This window comes from Jeotgalicoccus nanhaiensis (assembly GCF_015235105.1).
GTDB classification, from domain to species: Bacteria; Bacillota; Bacilli; order Staphylococcales; family Salinicoccaceae; genus Jeotgalicoccus; species Jeotgalicoccus nanhaiensis.
In genome coordinates this window covers 78,073-100,534 of record NZ_JADGLW010000004.1, presented here as the reverse complement: position 1 = coordinate 100,534, position 22,462 = coordinate 78,073, and the positions used below count along the sequence as shown (strand labels likewise).

The following is a 22,462-nucleotide window of genomic DNA, read 5'->3' as shown; positions in this document are numbered from 1 at the left end:
ATTTTTGATTTTGCACAGAGTGAGGGTGCCGGATCCATATGAAATCCTGTCATACCAGTCCTGAGAGTGTCGGATACATATGAAACCCGATCATGCCAATCCCGAGAGTGTCGGATACATATGAAACCCGATCATGCCAATCCCGAGAGTCTCGGAAACATATGAGATTCTGTCATGCCAGTCCTGAGAGTGTCGGAAACATATGAGATTCTGTCATGTCAATCCTGAGAGTGTCGGAAACATATGAAACTCCGTCATACCAGTCCTGAGAGTGTCGGAAACATATGAAACCCCGTCATGCCAATCCCAGAATCCCATCTTAAAACTCAAAAAAAAAGTTCAGCATCTGCTGAACTTTTTTTATTAGAAAATAATATGTGCTGCAACGATAACAATCGGTAAAGTAATTGCTGTTCTGATTAAGAAAATAACAAATAGTTTTCCGAGTCCTAAAGGAATTTTCGAACCGAGTATCACGCCTCCGACTTCGGATAAGTAAATGAGCTGAGTAATACTCATTGCTCCGACGATAAAGCGCGTCATTTCACTTTGAACACTTTCAATTAAAATGGCTGGCAGGAACATATCTGTAAAACCGATAAACATAGTTTCACTCATTGCCTGTGCTTCAGGAATGCCAACGAGTTCAAGCAGCGGCACGAACGGTGCTCCGATCCAGGAGAATATTGGTGTATACTCTGCAAGTATTGTCCCGAGCGTACCGATAGCCATAACAATCGGAAGAACACCGAACCATGTATCAAATACTGTTTTGATACCTTCTTTAATCAATGGAAGAGGGCCGGGCGATGCTTCTGCTTTGTCCATCGCTTTTTTATAGCCCCATGACAAAGGATTATGGCTGTCCGGAACTGTCTCTTCGAGGACCGAACCTTTGTTGTAATAAGTATCTTCAATTCTGGATAAGGGCGGGATGCGCGGCATAATAAGTGCTGCAATAATACCGCTGACTATAATCGTTATGTAAAAAGGACCGAACATATGCATTAAGCCGATTAAGTCCAGAATAACGATTGTAAATGTAATCGATACTACCGAGAAAGTTGATGCAATAACACTGGCTTCGCGTTTCGAGTAATACCCATCTTCGTACTGTTTACTTGTTAAAATAACACCGACAGTACCATCGCCGACCCATGAAGCAAGGTTATCGACAGTTGAGCGTCCCGGCAGAGTGAAGAGCGGACGCATAACTTTAGCAAATAGTGTACCGATAAATTCCAGCAGACCGTAATTCAGAAGAAGCGGCAGGAAAAACCCGGCAATAATGAAGACCGTGAACAGTGTCGGCAGCAGATCGTTTAAAATCATTCCGCCGGTATTTTCTGAAATGATCATTTCAGAGCCGACCTGTATATAAGCAAGCACAGCAAAAACTGCGCCGATTGTTCTGAGAATTACCCAGAAGTTCGTTGTGTTAAATACGTCATGCATAAATCCGGATCCGGATTTAATAATCCAACTGTATATAATACTGAGCAGTGCAGACAAGACGATTGCTACCACCGTTAAAAGTATTATCATATCAAGTGTGATAAAATTTATGATAACATCTGCGAGAAAAGCAACGGGAACCGTAGTTTCACCATCGATCTTCAGCGGTACCAGGAACATAAAGATACCGATGACAGAAGGAATGAAGAACTTTAAAAATGTAGTAAAACGCGACATAGCATACCCTCTTTTTATTAGTAATTTAAGTAATTTCATTAATGTACTAAATAATTATACAATAAAATGAATAATAGTAAAGTAGAAAACGTTTTCATATGTATTTAATTCTATTATAATGGACATAGAGAGAAAAGGGGAGATAATTATGAATATTATTGATACACATTGTGATGCACTGTTGAAATTACAAGGCGATGCAAGAGCGGCTCACGGGTATTTTCAAAAGAACAGAACGTTGAATTATTTAAATTCGAACGAACTTGATACGAACATGGAGCGGAGAATTGAAGGACAGGTGAAAGTGCAGTTTTACGCAATATTCATTTCTCCCGGCATACCTGATAATGAAAAATGGCAGCATGCACTCGAACAAATTGATGCGTTTTACGAAGAAGTGCTGACGATGGACAATATGGTGCATATTAAACAGCTGTCGGATATCAAAACTTTAAAAAATCATGAATACGGCGCAGTGCTGACACTGGAAGGCTCTGATGCTTTCGGTAATGATTTAATGAAACTGCGCACCTTATTCAGATTGGGTGTTCTGTCAGTGGGACTTGTATGGAATAACGGCAACCTGGCAGCGGACGGAGTAGGAGAAACACGCGGTACGGGATTAAGTGAATTCGGATTCAAAGTGGTTGAAGAATGTAACAAGCATAATGTCTTAATCGATGTCAGTCATTTGAATGTTCACGGCTTTGAAGATGTAATTGAACATGGGAAATATGTATTTGCGAGCCACTCCAATGCCTGGAGCATTCATAATCATGCGAGAAATCTGCACGACGAGCAGATTATTAAACTTATTAAAAAAGGCGGCATGATTAATATCGTTTTCTGTCCGCCATTTATCGGAGAAGGAAAAGTGACTCTGGAAGATCTGTTAAGACATGTCGATAAAATTATCGAGCTCGGCGGAGAAGAAAATATTGGTCTCGGTTCTGATTTTGATGGTATCACTGAATTTGTAGAAGGCTTGGAAGATGCTTCTGAATACGGTAATTTAATAGAAGCTTTACGTTCAAAATACGGCGAGGAACTTACAGAAAGAATCGCTTCACGCAACTTTGTGGAACGTTTTTGTTAAAAAGAGGCTGGGACAAAAGCCCATAGAAGGTAGTATTTTTAATGAAATATAAATAAAATCCGTACGTTAGACTCCTTGGGGAATAGCATCAGTGTAAGACTACAGGCTTACGCTGATGCCCCGGGAAAGCTGACGTACGGATTATTTGTTCTAGAGACATTGATGTCCGAGCCTCGATTTTGTATATTATTCCTCTTCGTTTTCTCCGATGAGTTCATGGACATGGGTTCTTGCTGCTTGCATAGCGTCTTCCTGCTCGCTTATTTTATCCATTTCTTCATTTAAAGTTCCGTCAATGGACTCGTCGCCGAGGGGATTAACGAAAAAGAACTCTTCATTGAAATTAGAGTATAATCCCATTAAATCTTCAACCTCATTTAAATAATCAATCATCGCTTCCTGAACTTCGATATGATTTTCATCAGAGAGCGTGTAATTGGAGACCGTCTGGCGGAAGTCGCTAATCCTTGGAATAATATCTTCATTTATATTTTGCAGAGCTTTTTCCCGGTTCGAATCACTGCTGATATTTTGTGCTGTTTCATCGAGCATCGTATTAAGCTCACTGTCATTACGTTCAAAAGCCCCAAGCATCTGTGTATAGTTTTCTTTAGATTCACTGCTGCACGCACCGAGGAACAGTACGATAAATGGCACTAAAAACATTATTTTCCTCATATTTACACCTCATAAATTAGTTAAACACAAAAAGACATTTGAAACGTTTATACTTTATTGTATAATAATCAGGTTGCCTTTTTAAACTATATTATATTAAATGTGGGGAAAACATATGAATAAAAAGTTAATCGTTACCTTTACAGTAGGAATATTCCTGCTCGGAATGATGGAATTAATCGTTTCCGGAATTTTGGAGCTGATGAGTAATGACCTCGGAATCAGCCATGCTTTAACAGGTCAGCTGATTACCGTATATGCGGTCAGCTTTGCTTTGTTTGGGCCGCTGTTAATACGCCTGACTGAAAATATATCACCGAAAATTGTTGTGCTGCTCTCATTGGCAGTATTCATTGTAGGTAATATTGTGTTCGGTCTGGCTGACTCATTTTTAACATTATCACTCGGCCGTGTGATTACAGCCATGGCTGCTGCAGTATTTATCGTAAAAATACTTGATATGACAGTAGTGCTTTCGGAACCGCATATCCGAGGGAAAATGCTTGCACTTGTTTACATGGGATTCAGTGCGGCAAACGTGTTCGGTATACCGATCGGCACGATTATCGGTGCGCAGTTCGGCTGGAGAGTTATCTTCGGCATCGTTATTGTGCTCGCCATCTTAGTCGGGCTCGGCGTGCTGTTTTTCGTCCGTCCGGAAGCTCTCGCTGATGACACTCCTGCAGGTGTGCAGAAGAGCAGAATTAAATCTAAAAAGAATGTGGCGCTGTATATTACAGTGACACTTGCGGTTTTAATCGGAAACTATATTATTCTCGGCTATATTTCGCCGCTTATGACATCACACGGATTTACTCTTGAAAATGTTTCATTCGCTCTGTTAATTACCGGTATCGGCGGTATGACAGGAACATATCTCGGCGGTAATTTAATCGATAAAATCGGTCCGAAGAAAACCGTGATGATTATGATGTCTCTCTTCCTTGTTAGTCTCGCAGTAATGCCGTTTCTTTACGGCACGCCGGTCCTGTTCTATATCAATATGTTTGCCTGGAGTCTTTTCCAGTGGGCGACATCACCTGCGGTACAAGGCGGACTTGTTGAAAATGTTGAAGGTTCAAGCTCGAACGTGTTCAGCTGGAATATGTCGGCACTTAACCTCGGAATCGGTGTCGGTGCTGTAATCGGAGGGCTGTTTATCAGCAACTTCGACATCAGCTACGGTCCGTGGCTTGGATTTGTTATTGTACTTTGCGGACTGATTGCTGCAACACAAATTAAACCGCAGACTGTGTAAATTCTTGAATAATAAAGTAAATCCATTATAATTAAATAACGATAAGAGGGAGCGGTTAATGTGTTAATGCGTTTAGTTATGATAGTCTTAGCCAGCGTCGCATCGATTTTTGTTATTAATTATACAGGGATTTATATACTGGATTATACATGGCAGAACATACTGTATGGTGCACTGATCATTATCGGCATCATGATTTTATATAAAATACTGACTAAGTTTTTAAAACTGTTTTTATTTGTAGTAATAGTGGTACCGGTGCTCGGTATTTGTTTCTATTATATATATTCATACATTACAGGTGAGCCGCCAGCATTTATGCAGTTCTAATACGGTGCCCGGAAATCTTAATTAAGATTTCCGGGTTTTTTTGCGGCCGTTCTTATATTCTGCCTTCTAATCCGGCTTCTGTTTTAATTTTTTCTTGTTACAAGTATACTTACTGTAAATGGAGGGTGAATTATGGGAGACAATAATCCGATAGAGTTTAACAAAAGAATTTTTGAAATTGACGGCATCCGCGGATTTGCGCTGCTCGGCATACTGATGATGAATATTATGTCGTTTGCGGGCCCGGATATTGATGACAGTTTTTCAGGAACACGAAGTGAAATTTATACCGGTTTCTGGAATGAATTATCACTGTTTTTTATTAATACGTTCGTCACGGCTAATTTTTACACAATGTTTTCATTTTTATTCGGTCTTGGTTTTTACATATTTTTATCGCGTGCTGAAAAGAAAAAGCAGTCGACTTCAGCATTGTTTTTAAGAAGAATCGGCTTGCTTTTAATTTTTGGTCTGCTGCATGGAATTTTATTATGGTACGGAGATATTTTATGGACGTATGCAATTACAGGCTTATTACTGCTTCTGTTTTATAAATTCAAGCCGAAAGTGAATTTAATTATTGCAGTAAGCCTGCTCGTTATTATGACAATTATGATTATTTTAAGTGCTATAGCGGCCTATATGATGGAGATGTACAATTCAGGCACAGGTCTTGAGACGGAAGGTTTTGTCTTTTCACTGCACATGACGGAGACAATTTTAAACGGCTCCTACGGCGACCTCGTCAGTATGAATGCAATAATTCTCGGCTTATCCGCTGCCGGTGCGATTTTTGTAATTCCAAATGTACTGGCAATGTTTTTACTTGGTCTGTATGCGGGACAGAAAGGTTATTTTAATAACTTGCGCAAGTCTCTCGGACTATTAAAAAAAGTTGCAGTTATCGGCATTGGCATCGGCTTACCGGTGAAAATATTTACAGGCTATTTAACAACGTATCAGTCACACGATGATGTATTTGTTCAGCTGGCCCAGCTGTCCAGCACCATCGGCGGACCGCTCATGTCACTCGGCTACATTGCGGCACTTGCATTAATTTTACTGAAGCTGCCGAAACTGGTCAGTCTGCTCCAACCGGTTGGCCAGATGGCGCTGACGAACTATATCGGCCAGACTGTTATTATGCTTGTAATATTTTATGTGTTCGGGCTGTTTAACAGCGTTAATGCGGTATGGTTTATACCGATTGCACTTGGGGTCTTTATCCTGCAGCTGCTACTGAGCCATTTCTGGATGAAGTACTTCAGCTACGGTCCGCTCGAATGGCTCTGGCGCAGCTTTACCTATTTAAAAATAATGCCTCTTAGAAAACGGTAAGGAGTTTTTAAATGAAATTACTTATAATTGAAGACGATCCGGTACTGATGGATGAACTAGCAGCGCGTTTTAAAGAGTGGGATATTGACGCCTACGGCGTGACGGATTTTAATGATGTGATGAACGATTTTATCCGGTATAATCCGGAACTCGTTATCGTTGATATTACACTGCCGAAGTACGACGGATTCTACTGGTGCCGCATGATCAGGAATGTCTCCAGCGTCCCGATTATCTTTCTCTCTTCAAGAGATCACCCGGCAGACATGGTGATGAGCATGCAGATGGGGGCGGACGATTACGTGCAGAAGCCGTTTAACTTTGAAGTGCTGAATGCGAAAGTACAGGCGCTCTTAAGGAGAACGTATGAATATCAGCATAAGGAAATTGATATATTTAAATTCAGAGATGCGGTATTCGATTTTAAAAAACTGACGGTCACAGTAAATAATGAAACTTTGGAACTGACAAAAAATGAATCATATATTTTGTCGATTTTATCGCAAAATACCGGGGATACGGTATCACGTAAAGAAATTATCGAGTCGCTGTGGGAAGATTCAAAGTTTATCAGTGATAATACTCTGACAGTCAATGTCAACAGACTGCGTAAAAAACTTGAATCCGTCGGTCTGTCGGATGCGATACTGACAAAAACCGGTATCGGTTATATTTTAAAGGAGTAGATGGTTATGTATTTTAAAGAAAACATTCCTGTCTTCCTGCTGTTTATGAGTTTTAACGCGGTGATTCTGTTTATCGGCTATGTGGATAACAGCATACCGAATGTTGCTGTGACCTACATTTTTTGCTTCAATCTGCTGATTTTTGCGGCATATATTCTGTGGGACTTGCTTAGAAAGAGACAGTTCAATAATGAGTTTCAAAAGCTCGAATCACTGGAGGATGCTGCAGGGATGACGGAAGGAAATACTCCGCAGCAGCGTATAATCTACGGCAAACTCAATGAGATGAGAATGATTCACCAGCATGAGCTCGACCGGGAATCGCAGAAAACACGTGAAAATCTGGATGAGCTGACTCGCTTTATACATGACATGAAAATGCCGGTGACGACGATGAAGCTGATGATTGATGATTTGGACGTGAAAGAGAGGGAGAAACTGGCTGTGGAATGGACCCGGCTCAACAGCATGCTGAACGAGGTGCTGTACTTAAAACGTCTGCCGAATATTAAAAATGATTTATATATAGAAGAAATTAATCTTGAGAAACTTTTAAACGTTTCCATAAAAAAACTGAGGGATATATGTATGCGGAAGAATATCGGTTTTGATATTCATCTCCATGAAAGAGCCGTCCATACAGACAGAAAATGGATGCAGTTTGTCATCGACCAGCTTATTACGAACGCAGTCAAGTATTCGGAAGATAATGATATTGTTATAAAAGGACAAATGATAGAAGCCCGGATGATTTTAACTGTAACGGATTACGGCAGAGGAATTAAAGAAAAAGATGCAGGACGCATATTCGAAGCGGGCTTCACTTCGACGAGCAATCATGACGATGAACAGTCCACCGGCATGGGCCTCTATTTAACGAAAGAAGTGTGCGACGTGCTGGGTATTTATATAGATATTGAGTCTGTCTACGGTGAATATACAACGGTAACTTTAACGTTCAGCGAGGCGAATGAATTCAGTAAAATCACTATGAAGTGACGAAAATGTCACTTTATAGTGTTTTTTGTTCGCTGAATCAAACGATTAAGCAATAAAAACAGTATAAACTGAAGTTAACCAATGAAACAGGAGGCGTTCTTATGCTGTTAAAAGCAACAGATATTAAAAAAAGTTACGGTAATAAATTCAATCGGACAGAAGTGCTGAAAGGTATAGATATTAATTTAAATAAAGGTGAATTCGTTTCAATTATGGGTGCATCGGGTTCGGGCAAGACGACTCTCTTAAACGTCCTCAGTTCAATCGATAATGTAACAAGCGGCCATATTTATATAGACGGCGTAGATTTCACGACTTTAAAAGATAAAAAACTCGCTGACTTCAGAAAGAATGATCTTGGATTTATTTTCCAGGATTACAATCTTCTCGATACACTGTCGGTCAAAGAAAATATTATGCTGCCGCTGTCCATACGTTCTATGTCAAAAAAAGAAGCGGAAGCACAGTTTGACAGCGTAGCTGGGCAACTCGGCATTAAAGAACTTGCCGGAAAATATCCGGGACAGATATCGGGCGGCCAGGCTCAGCGTACAAGTGCTGCCCGGGCTTTTATCCACCAGCCGAAAATCATCTTTGCGGATGAACCGACGGGTGCACTGGATTCGAAATCCGCAAGCGGCCTCTTAAAAAAATTACAGCAGTTAAATGAAACATTAAATACCAGCATTTTAATGGTAACGCACGACCCGACAGCGGCAAGCTTTTCACACCGGGTAATTTTCTTGAAAGACGGTCAAGTGTATACGAGCCTGTCACGCGGCGAAATGACTCAGGATGCGTATTACAGTGAAATTCTGGATACGCAGCGTGTATTAGGCGGTGTCGTTGATGAAGCTGAATAATCTGGTCATAAAAAACTTTTTACGCAATCTTAAAAATTACGCGCTGTATATATTTGCACTGGTATTCAGTGTAGCGCTGTTTTTCTCGCTCTTAACGCTGACGCTCGATGAGACAGCGATGGAAGAAATTGCCGGCAGCACACCGATGACAGCTTTATTCTCAGTCGGTTCAGTAACTGTTGTTATTATAATCATTCTGTTTGTAATGTTTGCGAATATGATTTTTATCAAAAGACGCCACAAGGAACTGGCACTGTTCCAGCTGATCGGCATGAACAGAAATAAAATATTTAGAATTTTACTGCTTGAAAATTTCCTGATATATTTTGGCAGTCTGATCGGCGGTATTGTACTCGGTTTCTTTATTTCGAGACTGCTCCTGATGCTGCTCTTAAAAATTATGCGTGTTGATATGATGGTGGAGATGAACTTCTCATTGACTGCTGTAGTGATTACAGCCGCGGTATTTGTATTTATCTTTATCGTGCTGATGATTCAGAACTACGTTTTCTTAAGACGTTCATCACTGATTAAGATGCTGAAATTGAACAAGACTTCGGAGAGTACCGGCAAACCGCTTGGTAAAATGACGATTGTACTTGGAATCGCCGGTATTGCTATGATTGCGCTCGGCTATTATATGTCGCAGACGATGTTTGAGCGGGCCATGGAAAATCCGATAATGCTGCCTGTTTATATGGTTGGGATCTTATTCCTGACGATAGCGGGGACCTATATCACTTTTAAATACTCAGTCGCATTTATTTTAAACATGATCCGCAAAAGCAAGAACGGCCACGTCAATGTGAATGATGTACTGTCAGTAACAAGTGTTATGTTTAAAATGCGCTCCAATGCATTTCTGCTGACAGCGATTGCGGTTATAACGGCTATCAGTATTACTGCGATGTCATTATCGTATATCACATACTATTCTACGGATAAAATGCTCGATAGTACGACCCCTTATGATTACACAGTTGAGAATTCCGAAGATCTGGACTTCTATGAAAAACTGCTGAGTGATAACGATTATGAAATTGACAGAATTGAAAAATCATTTATGCACTACAGTATAGTAAGAACAGATGAAAATACCGATCTGCCTGAAGGTGAAGAGACCGGAATGGACAGCAATGAAATAGGTATTGTTGTTGCCAGCGATAAGGAATTTGAAGGATTTGACGTTGCAGAAAATGAAACGAAAGCTACGGGAACGCTTGCGATACTTGATATCCTCGTGTCATTTGAAGAAGGCAATCCTGTAACATTTACCAACGGGGCCGATTTTGATAGAACAGTTGAAGTGACAGATACGACAAGCGATGGCATCTTACCATCGAACTTATCATTCGGTTTACCGGTACTCATTATCGATGATGCTGTATATCAGGAACTCGCTGACAACCAGCCTGAAGAAAACGAAGAATTTGAAATGCCGTCGGAATTGTATGCCTTTAATATCGTCGGCGGTGATAATGATGAAGTACTTGAAATGATGGATAAGGAAGAACATCCATCATTCAGCTCGAAACTGCTGGACTATAAAGAAATGACACAGATGTCAGGAATGATGGCATTTATAGTAGGCTTCCTCGGCTTTGCCTTCCTGCTGACATCAGGATGCATTCTATACTTTAAACAAATTGACGAATGCGAAGAAGAAAAAGGCAGTTATAAAGTGCTGCGCAAACTTGGATTCTCAGAGGGGGAAATACTAAAAGGACTCGCACTGAAAATGATTATTTCATTCGGTATTCCTTTAGTTATCGGTCTTCTGCATTCACTGTTTGCAGTTAAATCCGGATGGTTTATCTTCGGGATTGAAATGTGGACACCAACCCTGATCGTAATGGGTGTCTACACGGTACTGTATTCAATATTTGCTTTAATGTCACTCGGTTATTACCGGAAAATAGTTAGAAAAAGTATATAAAACTAAAAAACTTCCGCTGTCTTTTGGACAGTGGAAGTTTTTTTAGTTTCTGACACAATGAGCGGTTCTCATCGTCACGAAAGCCGGCTAATACAGCTGTTCAGTGACATTTTTCAATAAAGCCCGTTCTTTATCGAGCTGTTTTCGGACAACACCGACGAGCAGATACACTATCGGCGTATCCAGCAGCACGATAATAATTTTAGCGATGTACTGCATAAAGATCATGCTGATTAATACATTCGCCGGTACCGTACCAATAAAAGCAATCACGATAAAAATACTCGTATCAGCAAATTGTGTAATTACTGCTGAAAAGTTATTGCGGAGCCACAAATGCCGTCTGCCGTGACGTTCTTTTAATTTATGAAAGATAAACACATCGATGTTCTGACTGACGAGATAAGAGACCAGACTCGCGATAATGACCTGGAAGCTGCCCCCTAAAATCATCTCGTATTCCGTCTGCATTTCAAAGAACGGTGCAGCCGGCACTTCTATTGCTATGTAGATAAAAAATAAAACGATGAGCTGTGTAACAAATCCTGCGCGTATAGCGCGCGCCGCCATCTTTTTACCGTATACTTCACCGATAACATCGGTAATTAAAAATGTTGCCATATAAACGATAACAGCGGCGGGTAAATCAAATCCAAAAACCGTAAATACTTTAACTGCCAGTATGTTTGAAACAACGAGCAGTCCCGCAAACAGTGCGGTTAAATAAAATATCAATATGTACCCTCCATTTTAAAATGGAAGAAATTCTTAGCCGGTCACTCTTATCTGTTGTCTATCTTTTCCGGGTACAAATCGTGATTCATCATGCGGTGGTCAGCCATCTCTTCATATTTTGTTCCCGGTCTCCCGTAATTTACGTACGGGTCAATGGAGATGCCGCCGCGGGGTGTGAACTTGCCCCAGACTTCTATGTATTTCGGGTCCATCAATTTAATGAGGTCATCCATAATCATATTCATGCTGTTTTCATGGAAGCCGCCGTGGTTGCGGAAGCTGAACAGGTATAATTTCAAGGCTTTGCTTTCAACCATTTTCACATCGGGAATGTAGCTGATGTAAATCGTTGCAAAGTCCGGCTGGCCCGTCATCGGACACAGCGTTGTAAATTCAGGACAGTTAAATTTAACAAAATAATCGCGGCCGATATGACCATTTTCAAACGTTTCCAGAATTTCCGGATTATAATCAAATTTATATTCTACATTTTGATTTCCCAATAAACTTAAATCTTTTGAATAATCTTCTGTCATTATAAAAATCCTCCTTAAATTAAAAAAACATGAGCCCGAAGGCACATGTTGTGTGTCTTAGTTTTTTTAAGAGGGTGCGGCTAAGAACCTCTTCGTAATTTATTTTCCAGTACTCATTATACATAGAGCGGAGAGAAAGGTCTATACTGTGTTTTTTGTAAGTGGATACATGATTCTTCATATAGTCTGCAGTTTTTTGGTACTATTAAAGTAACAAGAGTACGGAGGTACGGATGATGGAAATCAAAAAGTTTAAAGTAGGTAATTATCACGCAGAAGTCACAGCTTTTTTAGGTGATTCAGGTGTCAAAGTCGAAGCGAAGCCGGCCGTCGTCATTTGTCCCGGCGGCAGTTATATGTATGTATCAAAACGCGAAGCTGAACCAGCAGCTTATGAATTTCTGGCTCAGGGCTATCAAGTATTTATACTGCGCTATTCAACGATAGGAACAAGGCTTGAAGCTGAAGGAAAAGAAGCGACGCGGGATGAAATGTACAAAATCGCTGCAGGGCTGGAACCTGAAGAAATTCTCGGTTCCGAGTTTCCGAACCCGTTAATTGAGCTGGCACTTACGATGACTCATATCCGCGAAAATATTCATGAATATAACGTGGATGCGGATAATATCGGTGTCCTCGGATTTTCAGCAGGCGGCCATCTGGCAGCAAGTCTCGGTGTGCATTGGAATCAGCCGTGGCTGAGTGATCGGGTTGGGAAAGAATCCAGATGGTACCGCCCGAACTTTCAAGTATTAAGTTATCCGATACTGGATTACGATCTTAACAGAATTATTGCCGAAGAAAGAGGCATCGGAGATCCTAAATACATGTCGATGGCGAGCCGTATGGTATTCGGGCAAGCGATAGAAGCGGATACTCTCGATAAAGCAACAGTGAAAAATTATGTATCTGAAAACACGCCGCCCACTTTTATTTGGCATACGGGTGAAGACAAACTTGTGTTTATAAAAAATGCGCTGGATTTTGCCGATGCGCTCGAACGTCACAATGTGCCCTGGGAACTTCACACTTTCCATAAAGGCGACCACGGTTTAAGTACCGCGACAAAAATAACAGGAAAAGTAAATACCCACGTACAAAAATGGGTGCCGCTAATGTTTGAATGGCTGGAAGATATTAAATAAAAAAACAGCCGTATTTTAACGGCTGAAATTTAAATTATATTCCAAATATAATTCTGTATGATCCGGATAGATTAATTCAACCAGTATATTGTCTTCATCAAAAGAATTATTTTTACTCATACAGTTATATATAAAAGAATCTAAAGGTGGTTTTCCCACATCTTTATCAGTGATCAGTTTAAAAAATGTTTTGTCATTGCTGGAGTTCATACATTTCACTAATATATTCATTTTACACCAACTCCTCAATATATTAATAACCGATTTCAAGAGTTTTAAACATCATTATAATATGGAAGGAAGAGATAAATATGAACTTTGTAAAACTGACTTTAAATGATATCGAAGAGATTTTAGAACTGCAGAATTCCGTGTATGATTTTTTAGAACAAAAGGAAGTTCTCGAAAAACTGTCGAGGGAAGAATTTGAGAAAGGTGTAAACCAGGGCTATGTTGCAGGTGTTTTTTATGAAGATAAATTAATTGCAGTGCGGACAATGTATATCCCGGATATTGATGAAGAAGAGCACCTGGCTGATGATGTCGGGGTTAGGAGAGAACGATCCATTTACTCTGAAATCTCTCTCGTTGATCCTGAGCACAGGGGGCAGGGGCTGCAGACAGAAATGGGCAGGTATTTAATTGAGCAGGTACGTGCGAGCGGAGATTTTGATTATATCTTTTCAACTGTAATGCCGACGAATCTGCCAAGTTTGAAAGATAAATTTAAACTCGGCTTTAAAATAATGAGAACAAGATTGAAATATAACGGCAAGAGACGTCATGTTCTCTATCTGCCTTTAAATGAAAATATAGAAGTTTCAGGAGAAGTTTTGAAAATTAAATACGATAATTACGACTGGATGATGAACGCCGGACAGGATTATATCGGAGATGCTTTAAACGGTGAATTTATTGAATATTATAAGAAATAATTATATAGGGAGTGAGATGCAGTGGACATAAATGAAAATATTATTAACGATGCAATCGAATTTAGGAGAGTACTTCATCTTCACCCGGAATTAAGCACAGATGAATATGAAACGTCAAAACGCATTCAGGAAAAATTAACAGAGTTTGATATTCCCTATCAGACAGGGTTTGCTGATACAGGAGTCCTCGGGATTATAAAAGGTGAACAGGAAGGCGGAATTATCGGTATCAGAGCGGATATCGATGCACTGCCGATTACTGAAGCTTCCGGAGAAGAATTTACTTCGCTGAATGAAGGTGTCATGCACGCCTGCGGTCATGATGCACATACGTCAATGCTGCTTCATGCCGGGAAAGTGCTGAATGACAATAAAGATAAAATTAAAGGCACTATACTGTTGATTTTCCAGCCGGCGGAAGAGCTGTCACCGACGGGCGGCGCAAAACGCATGCTGGAAGATGGAGTGTTCGATGAATACACTCCGGATATGCTGCTTGCCCAGCACGTCTGGCCGGATCTTGAAGTCGGGAAATTCGGTGTAATGGCCGGACCGATTATGGGGAATTCAGACCGTTTTAAAATTACAATTAAAGGTTCCGGCGGGCATGCTTCTATGCCTCACAGTACGACGGATGCACTTATTGTCGGCAATCAGGTTGTCAGCGCACTGCAGACAATTGTGAGCCGCAACACGGATCCTATGCAGCCGGCAGTTGTAACAGTCGGGCGTTTTACAGCCGGAACAAAACACAATGTTATCGCGGAAACAGCGGAACTTGAAGGAACTATCCGCACCCAGTCGGATAAAACCAAAGAGCTTACTAAAAAACGCTTTTTTGAAATTGTTGAACAGGTTACTGCTGCTATGGGAGCAGAGGTTGACATTGAGTTTTACGACGGATATCCTGCAACGGTAAACGACACAGAATGGGTGGCACAGCTGAAAAAATCGGTTAATAAGCTGTACGGTGAGGAAGCGACACCGGTCCTTCTGCCAAGTCTCGCTGGAGAAGATTTCAGCCGTTTCCTTTTAGAGTATCCGGGAGTGTACTACTGGCTCGGTACATCGGTTGGAGAAGGACAAAAACCGCTGCACAATCCTGCTTTCAGGCTCAATGAAGATGCTTTTAAATACGGCATTACAGCGATGGTTCATATGGCATTAGATTCTTTAAATAAGCTTTCGGGGGAACAATAATGACAGATATTCAGCAAAAACTGATTGCAACACGCCGTAAATTTCACCGTTTTCCGGAAGTCGGTTTTACGGAATTTATAACGACATATGAAATTTATAAAACTTTGAAACCGATGGACTACACTCTTTATCTTGGAGACGATGTGCTCTTAAGAAGTGCTCGGGTAGGTGTGCCTGGAAAAGATGCATTTCTGCACAGCTATAAAAGGGCAGCAGAATATGGTGTTCCTGAGGAGTTTTTAGACTATGTAAAAGAAGGCACTACAGGAGTAATTGCTACACTCGATACGGGAAAACCCGGTCCGCATTTTGCAGCGAGATTTGATATAGACGGCCTGCCGATTACAGAATCAGCGGATGAAGATCATATCCCGAAAAAGGAAGATTTTAAATCTCTTCACGAAGGAGAAATGCATGCCTGCGGGCATGATGGTCATATTACGACAGGTTTATTTTTAGCTGAGTATATCAATGCTGAAAAAAACAATCTGAAAGGCAGGTTTACGCTGATTTTTCAGCCTGCGGAAGAAAGTGTGCGCGGAGCAAAATCAGTCGTCGAAAAAGGCTGGCTGGATGATGTTGATTATTTCTTTTCCGGTCATCTCGGCATTAGAAATCTGCCTGTCGGGACTGTCAGTGCCGGAACGACCGATTTTCTGGCAAGTTCAAAATTTGATGTGAAGTTCACAGGAAAGTCAGCACATGCAGGTGTTGAACCTGATTCAGGGAATAACTCTCTCCTTGCAGCTTCGGCCGCCGCCTTAAATTTAAATGCAATTGCACGTCACGGCAAGGGCAGAACGCGTATTAACACCGGTACACTCAGTGCAGGCAGCGGCAGAAATGTCATTGCTGACACTGCATTTATGGAAATTGAAACGCGCGGAGAAACAACTGAACTTAATCATTATATGTACAAGAAAGCAAAAACAGTCATCCAGGCCGCTGCTGATATGTATGAAAATGAAGCTGAAATCATAGATATGGGTGAAGCACCGAATGCCGCATGTTCAAAAGAACTGATTGAAACAGTTAAAGAAGCGGTCAAACACAACAGCAATATTACTGATTTGAGAGATACACTGCCGCTTGGAGCTTCGGAAGATGTGACGATGATGATGGAACGGGTTCTCGAAAAAAATGGCAAAGCGACTTATATGCTCTTTCCGTTTGCTTTGAAATACGGTCATCATCATCCGAAATTCGATTTGGATGAGAGCGTTTTACACGTTGCCGTATCAACATATATAGATATTGTGAACTGGCTGATGAAAAACGGCTAAATATTTAAATAATTAACCTGAATCAGTTGGACAATTTAACAAATAATGTTATCTTAAAAATGCGGAAACAATTAAATAAGTTTTATATTTTCATCAAAAAACAAAGGAGAATTTATTTTATGATACCGTACAAGCACGAACCATTTACAGATTTCTCGTTAGACGAGAACAAAGAAGCATTAAACAAGGGGTTTGAAACAATTAAAAAAGATTTTGGATCGGATTATCCGTTAATCATTAACGGTGAACGCATCCTTACTGATAAAAAACTGGAATCATATAACCCGGCTAAAAAATCAGAAGTCATCGGCAACATGTCACAAGCTGGTGAGAAAGAAGCACTGCAGGCAATGGATGCTGCTAAAGAAACATTTAAAGAATGGAGAAAATCTTCATTTGAATTCCGTTCTGATGTACTATTCAAAGCAGCTGCAATTGTACGTAAAAGAAAATTCGAATTTACAGCAGTGCTAGTAAAAGAAGCCGGAAAACCATGGAAAGAAGCGGATGCAGATACTGCAGAAGCAATTGATTTCCTTGAATATTATGCAAGACAAAACCTTGAATTAAAAGACGGACGCAAAGTTGAATCACGTCCGGGTGAATTCAATAGATTTGATTACATTCCACTAGGCGTCGGCCTTGTTATTTCTCCATGGAACTTTGCTTTTGCAATCATGGCAGGTACGACATCAGCTGCGCTTGTAACAGGGAACACAGTTTTACTAAAACCATCATCTAAAGCGTCGGTAATTGCTTACAAATTTATCGAAGTGCTCGAAGAAGCTGGCCTGCCTAAAGGCGTAGTCAACTTCATTCCAGGTTCAAGCCGTGAAATCGGTGATCTGTTAGTTGAACACAAAGATACTGCATTTGTCTCATTCACAGGTTCAAGAGATGTCGGTATAAGCATTTACGAAAAAGCAGCCATCGTTCAGGACGGGCAGGTTAACCTTAAACGTGTTATCGCTGAAATGGGCGGTAAAGATACTATCGTTGTTGACAGCAGTGCAGATCTTGACCTTGCAGCAGATGCAATCGTTAAATCAGCATTCGCCTTCAGCGGACAGAAATGTTCAGCATGTTCACGAGTTATCGCCTTATCGGACATCCACGATGAATTACTTGAAAAAGTAGTGGAGAGAACGAACAAACTGACAATCGGCGACCCTGAAAATGACAATTACATGGGTCCTGTTATCGATGACGCTTCTGTTGAAAAAATTGAGAAGTATCTTGAAATCGGTAAAGAAGAAGGAGAACTTAAAGCTGGCGGCAAGATCGACAACGAAACAGGCCACTTCGTTCACCCGACAGTATTCGCAGGACTTAAGCACGATGACCGCTTAATGCAGGAGGAAATTTTCGGCCCTGTAGTCGGTTTCGCAAAAGCAGACAACTTCACAGAAGCTGTTGAATTTGCAAACGATACAGACTACGGTCTGACAGGTGCTGTTATTACTAAAAACAGAGAGCACATTGAAGAAGCACGCCGCGACTTCATGGTAGGTAACTTATACTTCAACCGCGACTGCACAGGTGCAATCGTCGGCTACCACCCATTCGGCGGATTCAAAATGTCAGGTACAGACTCTAAAGCAGGCGGACCGGATTACCTTCAGTTACACATGCAAGGTAAAACAACGTCAGAAATGCTTTAAGATATTAAATTTTAAGGATAATCAGTTCTATTTGAACTGGTTATCCTTTTTTTTTTGCATTTATTGAGGGTCTGGGACTTTGGATTGTCATGAAACTCTGTCATGCCAGTCCTGTTGGTTGCGGACACACATGAGACCCGATCATGCGAGTCCCAGAGTCCGCGGATACACATGAGACCCGCTCATGCCAGTCCTGTTGGTTGCGGGTACATATGAGACCGGCTCATGCCAGTCCTGTTGGTTGCGGGTACATATGAGATTTTGTCATGTCAGCCCCAGAGTCCGCGGATACACATGAGACCGGCTCATGCCAATCCCAAAAGTATAGACAATAAAAATTAAACATATTCTTTTATATTATAGAAATTTTTTTGCTGGTTCTATAAGTAAAATTAATTACTAACAAATAATTCTAAATATTTCAAGTCTTTAAATATAAAAAATCTTATCTTATAATGAAAACTTATTAAGAAAATCTTAGGGGGAAGGTTTATTAATAAATGATCTTGAAAGCGTTTGCTCAATTTTGTAAGCGCTATAGTAAACATGGTTTTTCCCTCCCACCAGATATACAAATAGGGGGTATTTCTTTGCTTAGTATTATCGGTTTATTGGTTATTTTAACGATTGTTATTTTACTGATCACTCAAAAGCTCAATCCGATTGTAGCGCTAGTGATCATACCGTTCATCGGTGCTCTCGTTGCCGGTTTCGGTCCGGGAGAAATTACAGAATTCTTTAATGACGGAATCAGTTCTGTTATTTCTGTAGTAATCATGTTTATCTTTGCGATTCTGTTCTTTGGAATTATGCAGGATACAGGAATGTTTAATCCGCTTATTACCAAAATGGTCAGGTTATCCCGGGGGAATGTTATTCTGGTTTCCATGGCTACGGTAATTATTGGGGCAATTGCTCACTTGGATGGTTCGGGTGCTTCGACTTTCCTGATTACCATACCGGCTTTGCTGCCTTTATATAAAAAATTGAATATGAGTCCTTATATGCTCGTCATGCTAATCGGTATGAGCGCGAGTATTATGAATATGGTGCCGTGGGGCGGACCGCTCGGACGAACTGCCGCGGTACTCGGTGTGGATTCCTCAGAATTATGGCAGCCGCTTATTCCGCTCCAGGCTGTGCTGATTGTACTGCTTATTGCTATGGGAGCACTGGTCGGCAGTTTGGAGAAAAAAAGACTCCTTAAAAATGGAACGCTGACTGAAGGAATCAATTTTGATAATTTCAACGTGAATGGTGACAGTAACAGTGAAGCAACATCTTTGGAAAGACCGAAACTTCTCTGGTTTAATCTCCTGCTCACACTTGCTGTGGTCGGTCTGCTGATGTCAGGGCTACTCCCTGCAGGGTTGATATTTATGCTGGCGGTAAGTATTGCCTTGCCGATAAACTACAGAAATATGGATTTGCAAATGGACCGTATTAAAGCCCATGCACCAAGTGCTTTAATGATGGCAGCGATTATTCTGGCAGCAGGATCCTTCCTTGGCATCCTCGGGAACACAGGGATGCTTGATTCACTTGCAGAAGACATGGTAGTTATACTCCCTGCCTTCCTCGTGCCGTTTCTGCATTATATTATCGGTTTCTTTGGTGCACCGCTGGAACTGGTACTTAATACAGATGCATATTACTTTGCTCTCCTTCCAGTAGTAGAGCAGATTGTATCCACTCACGGTGTTGACAGTATTACCGCAGCTTACTCTATTATGATCGGAAATGTTATCGGAACCTTCATCAGTCCGTTTTCTCCGGCCTTATGGCTGGCTGTGGGACTGGCAGGAATTGAGATGGGCCGTTATATAAAATATGCTATCTTCTGGGTTTGGGGATTCAGTGTCCTTGCAATGGTGGCAGCGTTTGTAATGGGAATTATTTAATACTTAATAATTAAAGCAGTATGAACTCTTAGGAGGTCATGCTGTTTTTTATTAGTTAATTATAAGCTTGAAAAGATTGAGCAGTTAGAGTATAACTGAAGTGAAAATTGCTGCAGACTGGAGTGGTAATATGGAGAATACGGATGATTTAAGCATCGCTGTCAAACGCCGAACCTGGTTTTTAGGAATGACGAGACCCGTAAAGATTCAATTTAATGGAAGACTAATAGGAACCGTTGAATCTTTTAAAGAGAAGGAGATGTACATACCAGCAGAAAAAGGCCAGCTGATTTGTACATCTCCTCTGGAAAGGGAGTCTAAACTTAATGTTAAATCCGGCGACGAGGTATTGATAAAAGATACGTTATTCAACAAAACAGCAAATATTCTTTTGGCAGTATGGACTGTTATATTTTTAAGTAATCTTATAGTTTCAGCTCTGTCTGATCCAAATACAGAACTATTTATACCAGTGAACGGTCTGGTTATTTTAATAATATACCTCGTCTTATGTACTGTTTCTTACTTTTCGCGGCAATATAAAATTGTGATAGAACCAAAGATATAAGGACGAAATTATAAAAAATACTCAAAATGGTGCATTGAGACGTGCTAACTTGTTCAAAGTTTCCATTAAATGTTTATTCACAGATGCTTTTTATCACGTATAATAAATAGATATGAATATTAATGGAGAGTAGACAAAATGAGTATTATATTCGGTTTTTTGATTTTTATTTCAACAATTTCTACAGCGGTCTTGTTTGGACTTGCGATGCACGGACACTGGACTGATAAGGATCAGAGCGGATCTTTTTGGAAACCGGTATTTGTGCTGCTGGCTGTGTCCGGCATTCTGATGATTAACCGTGCGCTGATTGTAGACGGTGCGACGATTAATGAAGCATTTTTAATTCTATGGGTTATGGTGTCAATCGCGATGTTTATATCGATGGCATCAAGCCGTTTTTATAAATTAAAGTACAAGGAAAAAGGAAAATTCAGTAAAATTTCACGCAACGCCTTTATACTCGGTTTTATAATATTTCTTTTATTTGTATTTACCTTGCCGGGAACAAATGTTGAAGAAGGAGCAGCTGCTACTGAGTCAGAAACTGTAGAGAAAGCTAAGGATATCGCCCAGGATAATGAAGCAGGCACTGAAGCAGAAAAAGAGGCGGAAGAAGAACGTTTGACTACTGAAAAAGAGAAAGAGGAAGCGGCCAAGGAAAAAGCTCAGGCTGAACAAGAAGAACGTGAAAAGGCTGAGAGAGAAGCTGCAGAGAAAGAGCAGACGGAGAAAGAAAAAGAAGAAAAATTTGCTGCTGAAAAGGCGGCTAAGGAGAAAGAAGAGAAACAGAAAGCTGAAAAAGAGAAGCAGGAGAAAGAGTCTGCTGCTAAGGATGGCATCGCGGAAGTAGAACTTTATCGTGTAGTCGATGGTGATACTGTTCATGTGCTGGACAGCGACAACAATACATTGAAGTTAAGACTTCTCTTGATTGATACGCCGGAAACGGTTCACCCGAACAAGCCTGTAGAACCATTTGGTCCTGAAGCTTCGGCAAGAATGACGGAGCTTATGAGTAATGCAGAGGAACTGCATATTGAGTACGATGAAGGAGCAGAGACGGATCATTACGGCAGACATCTTGTGTACCTGTATGCTGATGGCGTAAACGTGCACGAAGTGCTGCTGGAAGAAGGGCTTGCGAGGGTCGGTTATATTTATGAACAGCAGCGCTATCTCTCAGAATTCCGGGAGAAAGAGCAGTATGCAAAAGATAACCAGCTTGGCATCTGGTCAATTCCCGGCTACGTAAACGAGGGCGGTGAAGGTTTTAACAGTGAAGAGGAAGAAGTTGCTGCTGAAGCGGAACCTGAGATTAACACGGAGCAAAATGTAGAAAGTGATTCAGGTACTTCATATAACTTCGCCAACTGTACCGAATTAAGAACTGTATTTCCGGAAGGCGTAGGAAGTGACCATTCTGCTTACCAGCCGAAAATGGACAGAGATAAAGATAACTGGGCGTGTGAAAATTAAAAATATTTCTAATTTAGGTTGGCTTATTGGTCAGACCATGGTATATTAAGAATGTAGTTTTTAAGGCAAAGTTTAAATAGTTTCTCTTCATTATTTGAAAAAACTCTTTTAAATGTTTAAAACTGCAAAAATAACACGTGCAT

The 22,462-nt window shown here is 40.7% G+C and carries 21 protein-coding genes and 1 riboswitch; of the genes, 16 read left to right on the top strand and 5 right to left on the bottom strand.

Annotation, left to right across the window (positions count from 1 at the left end):
* Nucleotides 1-363: 363 nt before the first annotated feature.
* Nucleotides 364-1,692 (bottom strand): YjiH family protein, encoded by a 1,329-nt coding sequence (locus IR135_RS07390; protein ID WP_135098171.1) that lies wholly within the window; start codon nucleotides 1,690-1,692, stop codon nucleotides 364-366.
* A 148-nt stretch (nucleotides 1,693-1,840) separates the two neighbouring features.
* On the opposite strand from IR135_RS07390, the gene IR135_RS07385 reads away from it, so the two are divergent.
* Nucleotides 1,841-2,788, top strand: a complete 948-nt coding sequence (locus tag IR135_RS07385) for a dipeptidase (RefSeq protein WP_135098169.1) — start codon at nucleotides 1,841-1,843, stop codon at nucleotides 2,786-2,788.
* 186 nt (nucleotides 2,789-2,974) lie between these two features.
* On the opposite strand, the gene IR135_RS07380 is transcribed toward IR135_RS07385, so the two are convergent.
* Nucleotides 2,975-3,466 (bottom strand): hypothetical protein, encoded by a 492-nt coding sequence (locus tag IR135_RS07380; RefSeq protein WP_135098167.1) that lies wholly within the window; start codon nucleotides 3,464-3,466, stop codon nucleotides 2,975-2,977.
* A gap of 115 nt (nucleotides 3,467-3,581) precedes the next feature.
* Between IR135_RS07380 and IR135_RS07375 the strand changes: the two genes are divergently transcribed.
* The 7 genes from IR135_RS07375 (at nucleotide 3,582) to IR135_RS07345 (ending at nucleotide 10,876) form a co-directional block, all read left to right on the top strand.
* A complete protein-coding gene (locus IR135_RS07375) occupies nucleotides 3,582-4,724 on the top strand; it encodes an MFS transporter (RefSeq protein ID WP_135098165.1) in 1,143 nt (380 codons plus the stop codon).
* Nucleotides 4,725-4,784: 60 nt separating this feature from the next.
* Nucleotides 4,785-5,054 (top strand): hypothetical protein, encoded by a 270-nt coding sequence (locus IR135_RS07370; RefSeq protein ID WP_135098163.1) that lies wholly within the window; start codon nucleotides 4,785-4,787, stop codon nucleotides 5,052-5,054.
* A 132-nt stretch (nucleotides 5,055-5,186) separates the two neighbouring features.
* Nucleotides 5,187-6,392: a DUF418 domain-containing protein gene (locus IR135_RS07365; RefSeq protein WP_135098161.1), complete on the top strand. Its 1,206-nt coding sequence runs from the start codon at nucleotides 5,187-5,189 to the stop codon at nucleotides 6,390-6,392.
* An 11-nt stretch (nucleotides 6,393-6,403) separates the two neighbouring features.
* Nucleotides 6,404-7,078 (top strand): response regulator transcription factor, encoded by a 675-nt coding sequence (locus tag IR135_RS07360; RefSeq protein WP_135098159.1) that lies wholly within the window; start codon nucleotides 6,404-6,406, stop codon nucleotides 7,076-7,078.
* A 6-nt stretch (nucleotides 7,079-7,084) separates the two neighbouring features.
* Complete coding sequence (locus tag IR135_RS07355) at nucleotides 7,085-8,077, top strand: sensor histidine kinase (protein WP_135098157.1); 993 nt, start codon at nucleotides 7,085-7,087, stop codon at nucleotides 8,075-8,077.
* Nucleotides 8,078-8,178: 101 nt separating this feature from the next.
* Entirely contained in the window at nucleotides 8,179-8,940 is a 762-nt protein-coding gene (locus IR135_RS07350) for an ABC transporter ATP-binding protein (protein WP_135098155.1), read from the top strand.
* Nucleotides 8,927-10,876, top strand: a complete 1,950-nt coding sequence (locus tag IR135_RS07345) for an FtsX-like permease family protein (protein ID WP_135098153.1) — start codon at nucleotides 8,927-8,929, stop codon at nucleotides 10,874-10,876. The genes IR135_RS07350 and IR135_RS07345 overlap by 14 nt, the downstream gene beginning before the upstream one ends.
* An 87-nt stretch (nucleotides 10,877-10,963) precedes the next feature.
* Here the strand turns inward: IR135_RS07345 and IR135_RS07340 are convergent, their stop codons facing one another.
* Together IR135_RS07340 and queF are read right to left on the bottom strand one after the other, a co-directional pair.
* Nucleotides 10,964-11,611 carry a queuosine precursor transporter gene (locus IR135_RS07340; protein WP_135098151.1) on the bottom strand — a complete coding sequence of 216 codons (648 nt, stop codon included), beginning with the start codon at nucleotides 11,609-11,611 and terminating at the stop codon, nucleotides 10,964-10,966.
* A 47-nt stretch (nucleotides 11,612-11,658) separates the two neighbouring features.
* The gene (gene queF / locus IR135_RS07335; protein ID WP_135098149.1) at nucleotides 11,659-12,147 is read right to left on the bottom strand and encodes a preQ(1) synthase; all 489 of its coding nucleotides are present in this window, start codon (nucleotides 12,145-12,147) and stop codon (nucleotides 11,659-11,661) included.
* Between the two features lie 51 nt (nucleotides 12,148-12,198).
* Nucleotides 12,199-12,244, bottom strand: a riboswitch (PreQ1 riboswitch).
* A gap of 136 nt (nucleotides 12,245-12,380) precedes the next feature.
* Here queF and IR135_RS07330 point away from each other — a divergent pair.
* Nucleotides 12,381-13,292, top strand: coding sequence for an alpha/beta hydrolase (locus IR135_RS07330; protein ID WP_135098147.1), 912 nt, complete (start codon nucleotides 12,381-12,383; stop codon nucleotides 13,290-13,292).
* A gap of 15 nt (nucleotides 13,293-13,307) precedes the next feature.
* On the opposite strand, the gene IR135_RS07325 is transcribed toward IR135_RS07330, so the two are convergent.
* Complete coding sequence (locus tag IR135_RS07325; RefSeq protein WP_135098145.1) at nucleotides 13,308-13,523, bottom strand: hypothetical protein; 216 nt, start codon at nucleotides 13,521-13,523, stop codon at nucleotides 13,308-13,310.
* Between the two features lie 80 nt (nucleotides 13,524-13,603).
* Between IR135_RS07325 and IR135_RS07320 the strand changes: the two genes are divergently transcribed.
* From IR135_RS07320 to IR135_RS07290, 7 genes are all read left to right on the top strand, one after another.
* The gene (locus IR135_RS07320; protein ID WP_135098143.1) at nucleotides 13,604-14,227 is read left to right on the top strand and encodes a GNAT family N-acetyltransferase; all 624 of its coding nucleotides are present in this window, start codon (nucleotides 13,604-13,606) and stop codon (nucleotides 14,225-14,227) included.
* Between the two features lie 21 nt (nucleotides 14,228-14,248).
* Nucleotides 14,249-15,427, top strand: coding sequence for a M20 metallopeptidase family protein (locus IR135_RS07315; protein WP_135098141.1), 1,179 nt, complete (start codon nucleotides 14,249-14,251; stop codon nucleotides 15,425-15,427).
* Nucleotides 15,427-16,710, top strand: coding sequence for an amidohydrolase (locus tag IR135_RS07310; protein ID WP_135098139.1), 1,284 nt, complete (start codon nucleotides 15,427-15,429; stop codon nucleotides 16,708-16,710). Before IR135_RS07315 ends, IR135_RS07310 begins: the two co-directional genes overlap by 1 nt.
* A gap of 119 nt (nucleotides 16,711-16,829) precedes the next feature.
* Nucleotides 16,830-18,371, top strand: a complete 1,542-nt coding sequence (gene pruA / locus IR135_RS07305; protein ID WP_135098137.1) for an L-glutamate gamma-semialdehyde dehydrogenase — start codon at nucleotides 16,830-16,832, stop codon at nucleotides 18,369-18,371.
* A 590-nt stretch (nucleotides 18,372-18,961) separates the two neighbouring features.
* Nucleotides 18,962-20,272: a CitMHS family transporter gene (locus IR135_RS07300; RefSeq protein WP_135098135.1), complete on the top strand. Its 1,311-nt coding sequence runs from the start codon at nucleotides 18,962-18,964 to the stop codon at nucleotides 20,270-20,272.
* Between the two features lie 130 nt (nucleotides 20,273-20,402).
* Nucleotides 20,403-20,840, top strand: coding sequence for a hypothetical protein (locus IR135_RS07295; protein WP_135098133.1), 438 nt, complete (start codon nucleotides 20,403-20,405; stop codon nucleotides 20,838-20,840).
* A 138-nt stretch (nucleotides 20,841-20,978) separates the two neighbouring features.
* On the top strand, nucleotides 20,979-22,319 hold the full coding sequence (locus tag IR135_RS07290) for a thermonuclease family protein (RefSeq protein WP_135098131.1): 1,341 nt from the start codon (nucleotides 20,979-20,981) through the stop codon (nucleotides 22,317-22,319).
* Nucleotides 22,320-22,462: the final 143 nt, after the last annotated feature.